Origin of the sequence: Stenotrophomonas sp. I18B00994, assembly GCF_014145825.1 — a bacterium.
GTDB classification, from domain to species: Bacteria; Pseudomonadota; Gammaproteobacteria; order Xanthomonadales; family Xanthomonadaceae; genus Stenotrophomonas; species Stenotrophomonas maltophilia.
Genome location: NZ_JACIUW010000014.1, coordinates 17,166 through 32,554, shown reverse-complemented (window position 1 = coordinate 32,554; position 15,389 = coordinate 17,166). Strand labels below are relative to the sequence as shown.

13 protein-coding genes are annotated in these 15,389 nt (G+C 57.8%); 3 read left to right on the top strand and 10 right to left on the bottom strand.

The window, feature by feature from the left end; all coding sequences use genetic code 11:
* Positions 1-13 precede the first annotated feature (13 nt).
* The 6 genes from H4O10_RS15475 to dcm all read right to left on the bottom strand — a co-directional run bounded on the left by H4O10_RS15475 (position 14) and on the right by dcm (position 10,236).
* Positions 14-2,116, bottom strand: coding sequence for an AIPR family protein (locus H4O10_RS15475; RefSeq protein ID WP_161801834.1), 2,103 nt, complete (start codon positions 2,114-2,116; stop codon positions 14-16).
* 959 nt (positions 2,117-3,075) lie between these two features.
* On the bottom strand, positions 3,076-5,778 hold the full coding sequence (locus H4O10_RS15465; protein WP_049453027.1) for a Z1 domain-containing protein: 2,703 nt from the start codon (positions 5,776-5,778) through the stop codon (positions 3,076-3,078).
* On the bottom strand, positions 5,771-7,228 hold the full coding sequence (locus H4O10_RS15460; protein ID WP_049453029.1) for an ATP-binding protein: 1,458 nt from the start codon (positions 7,226-7,228) through the stop codon (positions 5,771-5,773). The genes H4O10_RS15465 and H4O10_RS15460 overlap by 8 nt, the downstream gene beginning before the upstream one ends.
* Positions 7,229-7,285: 57 nt before the next feature.
* Complete coding sequence (locus H4O10_RS15455; protein ID WP_049453032.1) at positions 7,286-8,530, bottom strand: type II restriction endonuclease; 1,245 nt, start codon at positions 8,528-8,530, stop codon at positions 7,286-7,288.
* 30 nt (positions 8,531-8,560) lie between these two features.
* Positions 8,561-8,983, bottom strand: a complete 423-nt coding sequence (locus tag H4O10_RS15450; RefSeq protein ID WP_049453034.1) for a very short patch repair endonuclease — start codon at positions 8,981-8,983, stop codon at positions 8,561-8,563.
* 2 nt (positions 8,984-8,985) lie between these two features.
* On the bottom strand, positions 8,986-10,236 hold the full coding sequence (dcm, locus tag H4O10_RS15445; RefSeq protein ID WP_049453036.1) for a DNA (cytosine-5-)-methyltransferase: 1,251 nt from the start codon (positions 10,234-10,236) through the stop codon (positions 8,986-8,988).
* 398 nt (positions 10,237-10,634) lie between these two features.
* On the opposite strand from dcm, the gene H4O10_RS15440 reads away from it, so the two are divergent.
* Complete coding sequence (locus tag H4O10_RS15440) at positions 10,635-11,144, top strand: hypothetical protein (RefSeq protein WP_049453037.1); 510 nt, start codon at positions 10,635-10,637, stop codon at positions 11,142-11,144.
* 153 nt (positions 11,145-11,297) lie between these two features.
* Here the strand turns inward: H4O10_RS15440 and H4O10_RS15435 are convergent, their stop codons facing one another.
* From H4O10_RS15435 to H4O10_RS15420, 4 genes are all read right to left on the bottom strand, one after another.
* Positions 11,298-11,651: a hypothetical protein gene (locus H4O10_RS15435; protein WP_049453039.1), complete on the bottom strand. Its 354-nt coding sequence runs from the start codon at positions 11,649-11,651 to the stop codon at positions 11,298-11,300.
* Between the two features lie 100 nt (positions 11,652-11,751).
* Positions 11,752-12,120 carry a hypothetical protein gene (locus H4O10_RS15430; RefSeq protein ID WP_049453041.1) on the bottom strand — a complete coding sequence of 123 codons (369 nt, stop codon included), beginning with the start codon at positions 12,118-12,120 and terminating at the stop codon, positions 11,752-11,754.
* A gap of 453 nt (positions 12,121-12,573) precedes the next feature.
* On the bottom strand, positions 12,574-12,999 hold the full coding sequence (locus H4O10_RS15425; protein WP_049453043.1) for an energy transducer TonB: 426 nt from the start codon (positions 12,997-12,999) through the stop codon (positions 12,574-12,576).
* 91 nt (positions 13,000-13,090) lie between these two features.
* On the bottom strand, positions 13,091-13,300 hold the full coding sequence (locus H4O10_RS15420) for a hypothetical protein (RefSeq protein WP_180845722.1): 210 nt from the start codon (positions 13,298-13,300) through the stop codon (positions 13,091-13,093).
* Positions 13,301-13,956: 656 nt separating this feature from the next.
* Here H4O10_RS15420 and H4O10_RS15415 point away from each other — a divergent pair.
* Positions 13,957-14,436, top strand: a complete 480-nt coding sequence (locus tag H4O10_RS15415; protein WP_239667809.1) for a hypothetical protein — start codon at positions 13,957-13,959, stop codon at positions 14,434-14,436.
* Positions 14,437-14,445: 9 nt separating this feature from the next.
* The gene (locus H4O10_RS15410; RefSeq protein WP_049453048.1) at positions 14,446-15,384 is read left to right on the top strand and encodes an XVIPCD domain-containing protein; all 939 of its coding nucleotides are present in this window, start codon (positions 14,446-14,448) and stop codon (positions 15,382-15,384) included.
* The last annotated feature ends 5 nt before the right edge of the window (positions 15,385-15,389 follow it).

Genomic DNA, 15,389 nt, shown 5'->3' with positions numbered 1-15,389 from the left:
AAGTGAGGGTCGGCTACGAATGCCGGAACCCGGCTTCCTCGCACCGTTCGGCAATGGTCCGCAGTCTCCTGAGATCTCGGTCAGCGACAATCATCGCGGCTGTCTGGATGGAGATAGCTCTACCAAGCAAGCTGCGCTCCTGACCAGACACATGTCCGTCCAATAACGGCCAGTTGTAAAGTGCTTGCCAATACCCACTGGTAGATCGGAACACAACCTCCTGTTGCAGGCTGATGCCGTCGTCCATCAATCCTTCGGCTCGAGCCAGTCGCTTCCGCTCTCGGTCTTCAGTCTGGTCGACAGACCACGCCAGGACGGCTTCTCCCAAGGCAAACTTCGTCGAGGATAGCTTGGCCCAGCAGGCCTCCTTCTTCGCCCACTCGCCGACGTTCGAAGAGCCCTCGGGAAGATCCTTGATGGCAGACTGAGCCATCACCGCTGCGCGAGTGAAGGCCTTCATGAGAGTTGGATCAGCCTCCTGTCTCTCCCAGACACGAACAAGATTCGGTTCTCGACCGGCACTTCTAATGCAATGGAAGATCAGTGACCACGCGTATGCCACGATCTGAGGTCTGTAGTCGCCTTCATACCATGTGCCTCGCCCACTCGAGACAGCGGCCTCCCCGGCCTTCCACAGAAGAGCCATAGCTGCCACGCGCTGGTAGTAACCGTCGCCGTAGTTTGGACTGATCTCATCCCAGTACTGGGCATCAGTCTTGTCGCGCTTCGAGGAAAATTTGCCAGCAAACTTGATGAAGTTCTTCTGTGCACCCAATGCGACCCAATGGGGCTTCCCATCTAGAACGCTATCGAACTTTGCCAGGTCAGTCTTGTTGACTACCTGCGAGGCGGGGTACTCAAGATCAAACTTTGTCTTGCCGGCACCAGTCAAGTACATGCGCTCGTTCTGATACTGGCCCCGTGCGCGCTCATAGAACCATTTGCTTTGAACGCGTGTGTCTGCTCGCGCTGGAACCATCATCCGGCGAGATATTTCCTCCATACGCCTGTGTACGGGGTGATTCGCAAAGAAATCTGCGATTGCGACCTTATTCTGAGTATTCGCGTACTCGGCAATCTTGGGTACAAGTTCATTGGTTTCATTCGAGCCGATAATCGTCAGCTTCATGGGGACTGAAACCTGTGCAAGACTCAGTCGATCCTGTCGCCTCGCTCTAAGTATGCTGGCAGTAGTCTGGCCTCCATTCACGATCTGCAGATCGCTGATGGAGGTTACGCGTGTGCCAAGCGGCCCGACCTCCACCGTTGCCGAGGCTGCAGTGGCGGCGATTCCGTTGTTATAGGCGAAGAAGAGCTCGGGCGCGTCCTGAATAGTTCCCCTTATCCCCTTGTTGACGCCGCCCTTCATGCCAAGAAATGATCTGACGTTACCTTCGAGCAGTCTGCTACCGAAATGCTCGAAGAGGTTCGCCAGCACATCACCGTCGACTACACACAAGTAGGAGTTGAGAGATTCAGTCTTGGAGGCTTGTATGCAGGGAATGCCGGCGGTACCAAAGTCGGCAAGCTCTATCTGCACTATCTCGCGTTCACGCGATGAGAGATAGACCGCCTTGAGGCGGCTCAGGTCCCAGATATGCAATTCCGTCGGAACGCCAGACACGATCGATCTGGATTCACGCCGGTAGCCCTTGCTCAGAAGCTGGTTGGAGAGCACATGTAGGCGAATACAGGAGATGGAATCACAATAGGAGCGCAACGTAGTCGCAAGTTCGTACGCCGGGCTGGACTCTGTAATTTCCTGATCCAGCCCATCGTTGAGCGACGCAGACACAAAGTTCTCCAGCCAGCCGCGCATCTGGTCAATCTCTGCGGTGGACAGGGAGCCTGCTTCCGGGTCGTCGTTCCACTTTCCTACGACCACCGAAATGGACCTGTCGGACTCATCGAGAGCGGAAAAGCCATGGATCTTGCTCTGACGCGACTTGGAGAGCTGCCGAGTATCGTCGGCAAGAATCATCTCGCCGAATGCCGGATCTTCCTGCAGCCTATCGGCAACTTCGGTCACGAATGCAAGTGTGTCGACAAGATGATCGGAGGCTGCGCGCCTTACCACCAGCTGCCGTAGCTCGATGCCAAACTCCGAGTCATCCATGTGCTGGGCTCCGAGCTGCACGGATTGAGTGGAGCGAGATAGAGTAACTCGCGGTGACGATGCCAGTAGGAACATCCGACTCGGTTATCCGGGGAAAGTCGCCTTCTACCTGGAACGTCTCCTCGGCAAGCGACTCATACGCAATTGAGTCGTATAGTGCGTGATGGACGTACCCCGCCGACAGAAGACGATCCCGGAATGTGCCGAGGGCGGTGGGACTGTCGGCCAGATGACTTTCAGCCTTCAGTACCAGTGCGTTCAACGTCCACGCTTGGGGCTCAGTCGGAGCTGCCTGTCGGAGTGTCCAGATGCTGAGGCTTAGAGCGCGATCAGACTGCAGTTGTTGAAGTGAGCTGATTGAGACGAGCTCTGCACTTGGGCTAACCGCCTTGATCTCGAATGACTCTGTGGAGAATATGTAGTCCTGATCGCTGCCGGTAGGTCCCAGCCAGGAGAGCACGATTTCATCAGACTGAAGTCGGCCTGCTCTTAATTGCTTCAGTAGGAATAGAAGCTCTGCCGTAAGGCCCTTGACTTCGTGCGGGTCAAGAAGGCCATCAGGACGAAGATTGAAGAGCTTCTGCCAAAGGCGAATTCGCGACACTGTCTCTGCTATGACCGCCTTATCGTCAGGGCAATCTGATATGGACTCGATCAGATCACAGCACAGTCTGGAGAAGACACTTCTCAGCTCAGCATCCTTGAGCCGAAGGAACATAAGCCACGATCCGACTTCTGGCCGTTGCTGGCGGAAGTAATCGATGGAATTTGAACGGATATCGACTGCAGGTGGGGGGGAGGTGGTCTCGACTGCAAACAGGAGGTTTCCAGACGAGTCCACTCCTCCGAACGTCCCGACTCGGGAGCTGTCATCCGTACGGAAGATGACGTGAGCATGCGACGATGGCGCTGCGGCTGCCTGACGAGTGACTGCAGAGTGCCACACCTCCTCCAAGCTACTATTCATCGGCGTCATCCTCGTCCTCACTCAGGCCAATGTTGTCTAGGTAGACCTTGTTCACTCTGTAGGTGACTGCAGTTGACTCGGTATCGGTGTAGGAAGGGAACGAAAGGCTGACGGCAACCTTGACGTCACCGCCCACGTCATCAACAGGAGCGGTCTTCTTCTTCGGGTCATCGCTCCCTGATTTCGCTTCGATCAGGTGGATGATGATTAGAGGCGAAGGCCGGTAGAGACGATAGGCTCCGCCAGGAATGGATTTGGTGCCAGTCTCCTGCTGTTGCTTCCACGCTTGCTCGGCTTCAGCGACTACCTCCGCTTCAAGACCTGCCCGTTCATCGCCCGCCTCGCCAAGGCGATGCTTGTTGATGCGCGCACTCGTTGCGGCCTTTGAGCGCAGACGCTCAAAGGACCTCTTGCGCGTGGTTGGCTGGGCGTGCGATCCATCTTTGAGGGCGATGGAGACGGCATCGACAGGGGCGCCGCTCCCTTGGACAACGCATACATCCCATTTATCCAGTGCCGGAACCCGGGCGTCCTTGATGAACGAGATCAACGGTTGCTCGCCTGTCTTTGCGTCAGGCAAGAATCCCTGATTGATTGGGGAAATTGTAAGTGCAGACAAGTACAGCGCAACATCGGCGGAACTCACGCTCCTCCACACGAATCTGTTGCTCTCTTCTGACGCAACTCCCAATCGACTGACGAACTCCGCAGTAGCTTCCAGGTTTCTCCGATTGACAGTGGAATCCCGCAGAAGTGCGGTCGTCTCGATCAGTGTGCTGCTGAACGAGACGCTCAGATCAACATCGGATGAGTTCCGCATTTTGTTCTTGGCGGTGACGAGCAAGAGCTTTGGATGGGAGCGTACTCGTATTCCGAAGCGGCTCGGTGGAAGGCGATTGACGTACATGTGGCGGAGGTCAGCTCTGAGTTCGGAGACAGCCTCGGCGATATCTGCAAACCAGTCCTGCGCGTCCTCATGCATCCACACGCGGCAGAGGTCATCATACCCAGTCCGATAGCCAAACCAGCGGGCCATCTGGAGAAGGGTGTCATAGGCTTTGGAGTGTCTATAGAAGTAGCTGACACATAGCCCCTCCAATGTCAGGCCACGCGAAAGCGTCAGTCCGCCGACCGCGATGACTCTGCGGCCCTTCTCGGTGTTCTTGTACTTCCGGTAGTTGAGCTTGCTCTCCAACTCGGTCTTCTGATTGATGGTCAGCACCTTGATGGAGGCAATGGAGTCATGGAGCTGCCGCCTCACGACATCCCAGGAGAACTCAACTGAGAGGTACTGATCATCGAAGACCCTTCGAAGATCCGCCAGAACAGGGTGCTTAGGCCAGAGATCATCCGCCGAAAGATACTGACGTACGTCATTCAGAACAGAGTAGAGATGCCCTTCAATTGATTCCGCTATCCGACCCTGCACGTCTGTAAATCGAGAGACATTGACGAGCATGGATCGATGTTTGAGTGGCTCTTCCCTGAGATCTCGAATCGCGCAGGATAGGAGGAAAGTCGAGACCGCGTCCTTGAGTGACTGGGGGAGCGAGTCGACTGCCAGCTCCTTGGTATGCCGCGCAGGAAAATGATCTTCAGCGTCATCCATCGTCACTAGCTGATGCTGCTGGCTGCCTTCGTCAGTGAAGATCGCGCTTGCGCCAACGTAGTTGGTAGGGGCCTTGAGGCTGTAAATGAAGTTGCTGGGGAACAGATCGTTCCGCTCTGAATCCGGGTTGATGAAGATGTTCGCAAACGGAGTCGCGGTATAGCCCACGTACGAAGAGCGCCTGAAGAGCCCGATCAGTTCCCTGATCAGAAGGTTTATCTTGGCTGGGTCTTCGTCTTTCTTTGCATTGACGGAAGCATTGTCAGCTTCATCGTCGATCAGCAACAAGGGGAGATCAAGCTGGCCACTGGCTTGGGCTCCTCGCTGAGACTTCATGAACTCAATGAGGCGCTTGAGCGGAGTCATGTTCTTCTTCATCACCAGAAGAACCGGCTGCGAAAGGTTCTGGAGCGGTATGCCCTTGAGCGATCTTTGATTCGCGGTCAGGAAATCGGAACTCACAGACGTCAGAACATTTGGCACGATGTTGTCGCGGAAACGGCCGGCACCGAGGACCTTCGTGCGAACACCATCCATGACATCGTTGCTGTCCTCTCCGACAAAACCCTCGTCCATTCGTTCCTGCGACTGTGAGCGGAGCTCCTCGATTGTTCCCGTGAGAAGCACGATGATCTTGTAGCCTGCGTCCGCGGCTTTGTTGATCAAACCGCAGTAGTTTCCAGTCTTTCCTGACTGGACATCGCCCATGACCAGGCCATACACCTTCCACGGCTCAGAGTTTGAGGGATTTCCGCACTCGGTCAGGACGTTCTCTGTATCTTCGTCGATGGCACGAAGAATTGAAGGTGTCAGACCCTGGCTTTTGAGCTGCTGCTGATAGGCCTCCCAGTAGGCCCACTTGATCGAAGCCTTGGCATCAGCAACCCATGGCTCCTGATCGCCACTGGTCAATCCTTCGCCGGGACTCATGGTCAGGCCGATTTTTGCCTCAAGAATTTTGCGGGTTGGCTCAAGGTCTATCCCCGGAAAGACCATGGAGAGCTTGACCATGATGTCGTTGAGGAGATCGTCCGTGAGATCGCGGTCCCCGAGAATGCCCATTGCGGTCACAGAAAAATCAGACATTTTCAACTCTCTCCTTGAGAAGGCCGTGCAGATTTGGGTGCCGTGCCAGCGGGTCTATCTGTAGAACTGCATCAATTCCGCGACCTGTGATGTCCATCAACGTAGTGGCAATGCGGGTGAGCTCATCCAGTTCTGACGCCGGAAGCCCCTTCCTTTGGTCGCTGCACATGTCTGCATAGATGGCTTCGTAGGGCAGAGATACTGATAGAGACTTCAATAGTGTTAGCAAGGCGTTGCTGGTTGCGTGTGAGCCTGGATCCAGAGCTGCGTCAACAAGGGGATGCTGGACATTGATCTGATACGTGAAGTTGCCATGGGACGGCTCGACGCGTTCCCAGAGAGGCACTATTCCAAGTCCTTGCTTCTTCCTGCCGGCGTACTGGATCGCCTTTCTGCTCTTGTCGGCAAAATGCGGAATGAGCTGCCTCAGTCTCTCCCGGATGACATCCGGTGGGTAGGCTGCCGACTTCTTGATATCAAGAGACCATAGTTCGTCAAACGAATTTGGTATATCTACCTGGACTCTAGTCAACTTGTAGAACTCTTGCTTGGGGACGAGTCCGAACCAAGTACCCCAGATGACCAAACGACGTCCGCGATACACATAGAATCCTTGGGTTCCCCGTAGCCCCTCTGATCCACCCGCCATCTCCAACTCGTCCAGCGACAGACTTCCCACAGGGGGAAGGATGAACGGGGCCACCGATACGACTCCTTTGGCATGAGAGATCGTTTGGCCTTCGAGCTCCTGTCGGTGTGAATTACCACCAAGAAATGGGTCGCGTTGCGGAAGACGAAGCCCGTTGACGGAAATGGACACCGCAGGCTGGCCTCGCTCTCCCTTTGTGAAGCGGTGGAAGACCAACGCGAGGTGCTCATAGAGCGGTGCCATCCGCGTTGTCATCTCTTTCCTTGCGTCGGCAGCACCCGAGGTAAGGCGGTCAAGCTCCTGCCACACGACGAGGGTGCCGGACGCTTGATCCTGGAGATTCCGGTACAGGGGAAGAGTCAGAAGGTCATCTTCATCAGGGACGACCACCCTCCAGGCAGACAGGTCTCTTACTACATCGAGATCCCACGCCCTCGCACTTGTCTGCCCGTCCTTCTTGCTGACGACAGTGAGCTTTCTCGACTGTGACAAGGAGGCGGTCTTCAGGCCAAGTCCAAACCTTCCGAGGTCGGCTGACCTCCGACTATCCGTTGGATTGGTGCTGCCATGGCGCATCGCATCAGTCAGTTCCGACGCTTCCATCCCGTAACCGTCATCAAGAATGGCTACGTATGGACTGCTGGATGCATCATAGTGGATGCCGATGTTGAGTGCGCCTGCGGAGAGGCTGTTGTCAATGATGTCCGCGATCGCAGCTTCCACGGTGTACCCCACCGCCCGCATTGATTCCATCAGTGAAACCGGGTCCGGGATCACTAGAAGTGTCTGAGGCTGTTTCATCTCAATATCCGTTGAAATGTCTGGGCGCCAGTTCTGATCGGGGCAGTATTGTTGCCGTCAGCCTTGGGTCTGGCGCGCTCGTGCTAGTGCTATGAATTCGCGCACGGAAATCAGCTCAACACGCTGTTCTGGCTTGAACGAGCTCTGCAAGGGCGTAGGGATGACCAAAGTCAGCGACTTCACGCGCATCTCATCCGTCTGGTGCTTGGAGATGGGGGCCTCCAAGGTCAGCAGATGCTTCTCTGGAATCCGGTCAGCTTCGGCGAGAACCTGTCGCCATCTATCCTTGCAGGTTGATTTGACTCCAAGCATCAGAAGGCGGCTCGGATCAAATCCCGCATCCTGGTAGCTGCTCTGGCTTGGGAACAGGAAGTCCGGTTTTGAGCGGTTCTCTGTTCTGCCGGTCCTTGAGTAATGAATGCTGTTCTGAGTGAATATCTGTTCGAGGTGATTCTCAAGGGTCAGCCCGACGCGACTTTTACGTCGGTTCTGTACCGAGAGGGAGTAGGACACGAATGCATCCACGTCAGCCTCGCCGCGAGAGGTGACGAATCCAGCCGTGAGCCGCTGCGAAACAATGTGCCGCTCCAAGGCCCTGAAAAGCTGCTCCTCTTTTTCCATCCACGTCAGAAGCGTGCTGTCTGGATCAAGTCGTGCATCGATCCCCGCGCACTTCGACCTGCTGAAAGCAGAGAATTGAAGTGTGGTAGGGAAACCTCCCTTGAATACAGCGAGCATCTCGTCGAGATGGCTGTCATCCAGCCACCCGATATCAATGCCAAGGCTCTCAAGAATGAATCGAGACGCATAGCCTAACTGTTGACTATCAAAGTCACCCTCAGACTTGATGTCGTAATTGGATCCGTCTGCGTGGATGGCGAAAAGCCACTGAACCTGTTCGGCAATGCTTGATCCTGCCTTCGCAACGATCACAAGTAGCGACTTGTCTTGGCAGAGCGCGATGACGAGGAGATCTCCTGCCGCGTAGCTCGCTGATACCGCTGTACTCGGGAAGTAGAGGCGGTACTCATCGCGCATTACGCCGCGCTCCTCTCTCGCCTTCTGTCGTGCGTCATACCAGGTGAGTACGGCATCTTCCACAACGGGCTCGTTCTGGCCGTCGGTGAGGTACATCATCTTCGCAGGGTAGGGCACCCGTTCGCTAGGCTCCCCGAGCATGGCGCGTAAAGCTTTGACGCCATTGAACTCGTGCTGATTGGAGCGGAGAACATTAGCCTCCACCTCAGTCAGCCTCTTTGCCGCTACACCTTGAAAATACTCCGACAAACGTCCCTGTTGCATGTCGCCCCCTGTTGGCGTCAATTCAACCTGTCAGCTGAGAATATCACTTGCGAGTTGGTCAAACACTCGTTGCTGCACTGCTTCAGACTGACCCCTTAGCGAACACTCCCAGACTGTCAGAACGCGCCAGCCTATGGCCTCAAGCTCAGAGGTAACGCGCTGGTCTCGCGCTCTGTTCTTGCCAATCTTATCTGCCCAGAACTCCGGGCGCGTCTTCGGCAGTCGGTATAGCCGGCAATCATGCCCATGCCAGAAGCAGCCGTGCACGAACACAACGGTCCGATACTTCGGCAGCACGATGTCGGGCCGGCCAGGCAGCTTCGCACCACCCAGTCGATACCTCAGCCCTCGAGCATGGAGGGCCTTGCGGACAAGGACCTCCAGCTTGGTGTTCGAACCACGGATCCGCGACATCTGCGCGGACCGCTGCTCCGGGGTAAGGCTGTCGACCAAGGTCAGGCCTTGGCCTTCTTCTTAGCCGGCTTTGCCGGCTCCGAATCAGCCTTCTGGAGCAGGTGAGGAACCATGATGCGGGCGACTTCAGCGACCACCGGCACAACCACCGAGTTTCCGAACTGCTTGTAGGCACGGGTATCTGAAACTGGAATGCGGAAGTTGTCATCAAAGCCCATCAGACGGGCGCACTCGCGCGGCGTCAGTCGGCGCGGGTTCTTCTTCGGCCCTTGGGAAATGAGGATCTCCGAACCATCCTTGTAGTAGCGCGCGGAGAGCGTACGGCAGGTGCTTTCAGGGGTCACCAGGCCGAAGCCGAAACCGTTGCCCTTGTCCCGGTGCTTGGTCGCATAGTTCTGCAGGTACTCCCAGAGCTTGTCCGACAGCGTGTACTTGTCCAGTACCTTGCCCTTTGCACCACCGATGTAGGGCTGATCCTCCCCCTCACTACCATCCTGCTTGTGCAGAACGGAGGCCATACGGGGCGAAATACTAAAGTCAGGCAGTTCGAGGTCGTCGAAAGTGAATGCGGTCTCTTCGCGGAAGCCTACGATGATGATTCGCTCGCGATGCTGAGGGCCGAAGTGCTTGCCGTTGATGACCTTGGCTTGCACGTGGTAGCCCAGCTCGTTCTTCAGCACGTCCATGATGGTCGAGAACGTGCGGCCCTTGTCGTGGCTCATCAGATTCTTCACGTTCTCCAGAAGGAAAGCGCGAGGACGCTTGGCGTCAATGATGCGCGCCACGTCGAAGAACAGCGTGCCTTGGGTCTTGTCTGAGAACCCGTGGGGACGGCCGAGGGAGTTCTTCTTGGACACGCCCGCGATGGAGAATGGCTGGCAGGGGAACCCCGCCAGCAGCACGTCGTGATCCGGCACGTCGTTCTCATGGACCTTGGTGATGTCCGAGGCGAAGACGTGATCAGGACCGTCGTGGAAGTTGGCCTTGTAGGTCTTTACGGCGTAAGGATCCCATTCGCTGGTGAACACACAGCGGCCACCCTGCTTCTCGAACGCGGTACGGATGCCACCGATGCCTGCGAACAGATCGATGAATCGGAACTGGCCCTCGCCGGACGGCGGCTCGCCGAAGGGCAGAAGGCGCTGGCGGATCGCATCGGCGATGTAGGGCTTGGGTTCTGTCTCGCGCAGCTGCCAGCGGCGGACCGTCTTCGGATCAACTCCCAATGCCTGGGCGACCTCCTTGGGGCTGAAGCGCTGGAGGGAGAGGTCGATCAGTTCGTACGCGTTCATGAGTGCTCCGGGAATTCGGGGGACAGTATGTCCAATTTCTTCCCGTGGGGAAAGCGATCCTTCCAGCGGGCTGGCTCTTGGCAACTTAGTGATCCGTCCTGCTGGATCTGGTCACCAAGCCACCCCGCGGGTGCGAACGATCTCCGGCTCGTTGAGATCGGGCGAACCATAGCTGTTGCCGATCTCAAACGGTGCGACACCGCTGCGTGAGGATTCGTCCTGGAGCAGACATCAGTGGCACATCGACCGGCCGGGAGATCGGTCTTGTAGGCAGCAGAGAGCATGAGCGCTGGGGCCTTCGCCGTACAGCACGGTGCTAAAGGTTCCGCTGTTTCGGCCGTAACCACCAATACGGCAACTTGGATGTTGCCTATCAATTCACATTGAACTGAAGAAGGATGGATATGGCTGTTTTTTCATCGTTGGGCGAATTGGTCAAGCGCTTCAAGTCATTGGGTGCGAGGACAATCGTGTTCAAGCCGCTTGAGGAGAACGACAACAGAAAGCAGCAGATCTACGTCGGAGACTCTCTAGAAGCTGTCTATCATCTTCCAACGCATTGGAGACACGAGAAGGGTACCGATGGAGAAATCCAGAAATCGGATCTCAACCTGCGTTGGGTGGACACGACGAGAGAGGAGCGGGCTCCCGAAGCGAAGCTGATCTTCTATCCGCAATATCCCGAAGTGAGACTTTCAGGGGTCCTGTCAGGCTGCCGCCTCGCGCCGCGAGAACACTTGCAGCCAGTGGCAAAGCCGGACCGGAAGGGATACGACGAACGGGTGCTGTTCCTCGGTATCAGCAGTGACGGCAGGGTAGTCGCTCATCTCGCTCCTGCCGGAAGTGCACTCTCGGCCGAAGCGCGGGGAATAGAGGACCAAGACTCACTGTTTACACAACTGATCTGACAGCACAGTCTTCGCGTCGCGCCTGCGACGCTGTCGAGGTGAACGGCTCCCGTGCGTGTAAGCAGCGCCAAGGTGGTATCAGCCTGGTGGCACACGCTGCTTTGTCATCCTGGATGCCAGTGACGGCTTTGCCTCTGTGCCAATCGATACGCACTATAGTTCCGGCACAATCCGCGAACTCCAATGCGACAGCAGCGGCAAAACGCACGGAACACCAATCTCCCTATCCGCATACAGCACAATCACAAGCTGCTCCAGAGAGTTGTCCACCATCATCACAGGTGCACCGTTACAGCTGACCTCAAAGTACCTCTCTCCCGCGTAGCGCGCGTCCTGTACCAGACCCTCGTGCACAAGTCGAACGGCTTCCTCGCGCATGACAGCAAACTCAGCGTCGGATACCTTCCGAAACGTCCGCAGATCCAAGCCAGCCTTGGGTACATGCCGGCTCGCGATCGCCGCAGCCACCGCCGCTAGCAGCACAGCGCCATAGATCACAGGCTTCATTGGATGCTCTGCAGATGAGGGGCGGACTAGAAGGCGAACGGTCAGTCGGTAGCCCGTTGATTACCGGCAGTCACGCGACAGGTGACCAGGTCCAACTGGGCTACTCCCGCACCTGCAACCGCTCAGCCACCTGCGCAGTCAACGCCACACACGCCATCTTCAACCCTTCCATCACCCGATCCCCCAGGTACTCCTCGGGCGCGCCGTTCTGTCGCGTGCGCTCCGCAGCCAGCATCAGCTCCGCCACCACACGGAGCCCGGCCAGCGCGCAATCCGCATCCGCCAGCTGAAGACACCGTCCAGGCAGTTGATGCCGTTCCGGCCAAGGCTGGCCGTCCGCAGCCGCACCGGTTCCGATGCGGTGTAGCGTGGCGACGAAGGCGTTGGGATCGACGGATGGTTCGCGCTCGGGTTCGGCGTTGTCCGGATCGTACTGCGCGTGCAAGGGACGGAAGTCCGATGTGTTCATGGCAATGCTCCGTACAGGACAGATAGCAGCGCCACCAGACAAAGGTGGCGGACGGTGCGTGGCTCGAAAACCGGTAAATGCCAGACCGGCGGGCCCGAAGGCCCCCACGCACCGCCCGCCATGGAACGCGAACGGATTGCCAGCCGGCGCCACCCGAAGGTGACGCCGACTGACAAGCGCATACAGCTGGCATAAACACGGGTTTTCGAGTCCCGCGCCACCCTTTTCCGGTGGCACGCCAAGAGATACCCGCGCAGCTGCCAAATGCCAAGAAACTGCAGAACCGACGATTGCCAGTCCTGACGCTTTCGGCATTGTCGCACACGGTGTTAAGCCGGCAAGCGATTGCGCCGCAAGGGTCTTGAAGCGCTTGGCGCTATTAGCTCCAAGCGCAGGAACGCCCGCAGCCAGGGCAATGGCCTAGGGCCAATCGCGACAGATTAAACCAGCGGTTCAGCCGGGCGGCGCTTCGGCCGTGGGCGCGAAGGTCAGGCGGACCCGAACTCGCGCATGCAGCGCGACGCCCTCAACCACGACCGGACCAAAGCGCCACCTGTCCACCGCGGTAAGGGCCGCACGATCAAGCTCCCGTAGTCCGCTGGACCGCGCCACCATCACGTTGGAAACGTGGCCCAGCTCATCCAGTTGAGCAACCCGCACCACCTGCATGTGAGCCTGCAGGAAGGTATCGGGCGGCGTGGCAGGGGCCGTTGAATACTCAATGGCAGGCGCCTGCCGCAGCTCGAAGCTGAGGTTGTCACCGCGCTCTACGAACACTTCAGTGGAAACCTGCGGGTCTGCCGCCACGGTCATGGCGGGTGTAGCGCCCAGCAGCATCAGAACGAGGTTCAGTGCCAGGGCGGTGTTGAAGCGGGGCATGCGTGGTTTCCATTCCGGCGCGCTGCCAGCATAGCGGCCATCCCTTGGCATCGCTTGCCTTGAATTCCGGCGTGCGGGATTTCTGCGCGGCTCACATAGGCGCGCCCGGCCGTGGCCTCAGCGCATCGTCGCGCTCCAGGTCGTAGTCGCTGCCGAACGCCAGCGCCGCCTCGCGCGGCGGCAGGTCTGCGTAGCAGCCCAGCAGGTACTCATCCATGCCGGCATCGCTATGGTCGATGGCGAACAGGTGGAGGAGCTCCTTGTCAAAGGCTTCCAGCCATGTGGGGTGGATCTTGGTCATGGGCATCCTCCAGTGGGGACGGGGGGAGGCTTAGGCCTGTCTCAGCGGCTGTGACGGTGCGGCCCCGCCCAAATTTGGCGGGGCCGCATCCGCTTCGCTTTCGGCCGTTGATCAACTCGTATGGCAAGCTGCAGCGCAAGTGGCACAGCCATTCGACTGCCGGTACCACCTCCGGGCTTCAGCCACAGCCGTCCTGCAGCTGGTGTGCAAGCCGAGGTCCTGTGTGGACTGGGCGCGAGCAAGCCAATAGCATCCCTGTTTATGCACCTCATGGTCTCCATTGGCCTGCGGCGTTCTGTTCACAAAGTAGCGGTCCATTTACTACCCCCTATGCGTGTACGGTAAGCGCACCATTGCGCGTGGTCGACTTTGATCACTCCCAGTCGCAAGAGCCGCGACGCAGCGAACTTCGTCGCAGAATCATCTGCGGCCGGGGTGTATAAGTACGGGCGAAGGCGACTTCAACGGCTTCGATGAGCCTTGGAAGAGGAAAAGCGATGTTTCGACAAGGAAGATGGTTGGTCTGCCTGGCCTTGGTACTGTCAGGTTCCCTGCTGGGTGGCTGCCGAGCCAGCTCCGAGGCGGTACCCGGGCCGCGCGCCCCGGTAGAGAACGGGACCCTGGTGCCCTTCGTCAGGTCGCTGCCGCTGGTAGCGATGACCACACCCATGGTGGTCGAGTTCACCCTACCGCCCCCAGGGAAAAGTTCCTCGCCAACCTTGTTTCTTGGAATCCGGGTGGGTGGAGAAGACGGGCTGAAATCACTGAATACGAGCCGTGAGATCCGCAGTATGGGCCTACCCGCCGAGGTGAAACTGGAGCGGCTGGAGGCGCAAAAGCGCATTCCTGTTCCGTTGGTGAGGGTGGAGTCGGTGGCAGGCACGCCCGCGCGTATTGAGCCCATCGGACCCACGGGCCGGGTGGAAGGCGGGTGGTTGGATGACGTCGATCATCAGTCTCTGCAGTCAGCAGGATTGGAGGCGCCTGACAGGCACCACACACAACTTGCCCTCGCTTGGGCTCAGGAACTGCAGCCTGGCCACTACAGGCTGAGTATGCAGATACTGAAGCCTGATGATCGATTGGCGGCCACGCAAGCCGAGTTGCTGGTGGCCTACGTTAACAAGTCGAAATAGGAGTGCGTCATGGACGACAAGTACACAGTCACAATCTTCGTTGCCGCTCCCGGCACGCCGCTGCTGGCGGGAGGGACATCCAGCGCCGGCCACGTCTACTACAAAGTGGCGCATGGCAAGGACGAGGTGAGCTTTGGCTTTGCACCCATCGAGCATGGCGTCGTGACTGGGCCTGGAATGGTCTACAACAATGACGCCGAGCAGTACAAAGACCCGTACTACACGCGGACGATGGAAATCAGCCAGCGGCAGTACGACAAGCTGGTGGAATTTGGCACAAAGCCCGGCGAGCATGGATTCAATACCGAGTATCACGGGGTGGAAAACAGCTGTATCGACTACACGTGGGGCGCACTGAATCACGCCGGCCTTCATCGAACCAACCTTCTCTTCATGCAGGACAAGAGCTTCGAAGGTGGCCTGAAACCGCTCAGCAATGTGGAGTACATCCGCAGCATCCGCGCGCCCTTTCCAGATAGCGCGCTGAATAGCGAGCACTACAACAAAATGCCGGAGAGAACGTTGATGCAGCGAATCATCAGCGATGAGCAACTGCCGCGGGGCGATCGCGATATGCTCGATTCCATCCGCAAGGGAATAGCGGGCATTGATGAGGCGCATGGCCGCTCCTACGATGGGACCAGCGAGCGGATCTCAGTGGGCTTGTTGGCCACGGCCAAGGAGAGCGGGCTGGAGCATGTCGACCATGTGGTATTGGGCAATGCTCCAAGCGATGGTTCGCCGCAGCGACTGTTCGTCGTGCAGGGGGAGCTCAACGATCCTGCCCATGTGCGAGCTTCGATGACGGCGGAGGAGGCTGCGCGAACACCGGTGGAGCAGTCATTCGCCAAGGTCGAGCAGATTGCGCAGGCCCAGCAGGAGCGCGCCTCGTTGGCGCCGCAGGAGCCGGCCCTGGAACAAACCCGGGCGCCGCTGCAGATGGGCTGACTTCC

Coding starts and splice junctions, on each gene's coding strand:
- H4O10_RS15475 (WP_161801834.1), bottom strand. CDS start 2,116: ATGGATGACTCGGAGTTTGGCATCGAGCTACGGCAGCTGGTGGTAAGG.
- H4O10_RS15465 (WP_049453027.1), bottom strand. CDS start 5,778: ATGTCTGATTTTTCTGTGACCGCAATGGGCATTCTCGGGGACCGCGAT.
- H4O10_RS15460 (WP_049453029.1), bottom strand. CDS start 7,228: ATGAAACAGCCTCAGACACTTCTAGTGATCCCGGACCCGGTTTCACTG.
- H4O10_RS15455 (WP_049453032.1), bottom strand. CDS start 8,530: ATGCAACAGGGACGTTTGTCGGAGTATTTTCAAGGTGTAGCGGCAAAG.
- dcm (WP_049453036.1), bottom strand. CDS start 10,236: ATGAACGCGTACGAACTGATCGACCTCTCCCTCCAGCGCTTCAGCCCC.
- H4O10_RS15440 (WP_049453037.1), top strand. CDS start 10,635: ATGGATATGGCTGTTTTTTCATCGTTGGGCGAATTGGTCAAGCGCTTC.
- H4O10_RS15435 (WP_049453039.1), bottom strand. CDS start 11,651: ATGAAGCCTGTGATCTATGGCGCTGTGCTGCTAGCGGCGGTGGCTGCG.
- H4O10_RS15430 (WP_049453041.1), bottom strand. CDS start 12,120: ATGAACACATCGGACTTCCGTCCCTTGCACGCGCAGTACGATCCGGAC.
- H4O10_RS15425 (WP_049453043.1), bottom strand. CDS start 12,999: ATGCCCCGCTTCAACACCGCCCTGGCACTGAACCTCGTTCTGATGCTG.
- H4O10_RS15420 (WP_180845722.1), bottom strand. CDS start 13,300: ATGACCAAGATCCACCCCACATGGCTGGAAGCCTTTGACAAGGAGCTC.
- H4O10_RS15415 (WP_239667809.1), top strand. CDS start 13,957: ATGACCACACCCATGGTGGTCGAGTTCACCCTACCGCCCCCAGGGAAA.
- H4O10_RS15410 (WP_049453048.1), top strand. CDS start 14,446: ATGGACGACAAGTACACAGTCACAATCTTCGTTGCCGCTCCCGGCACG.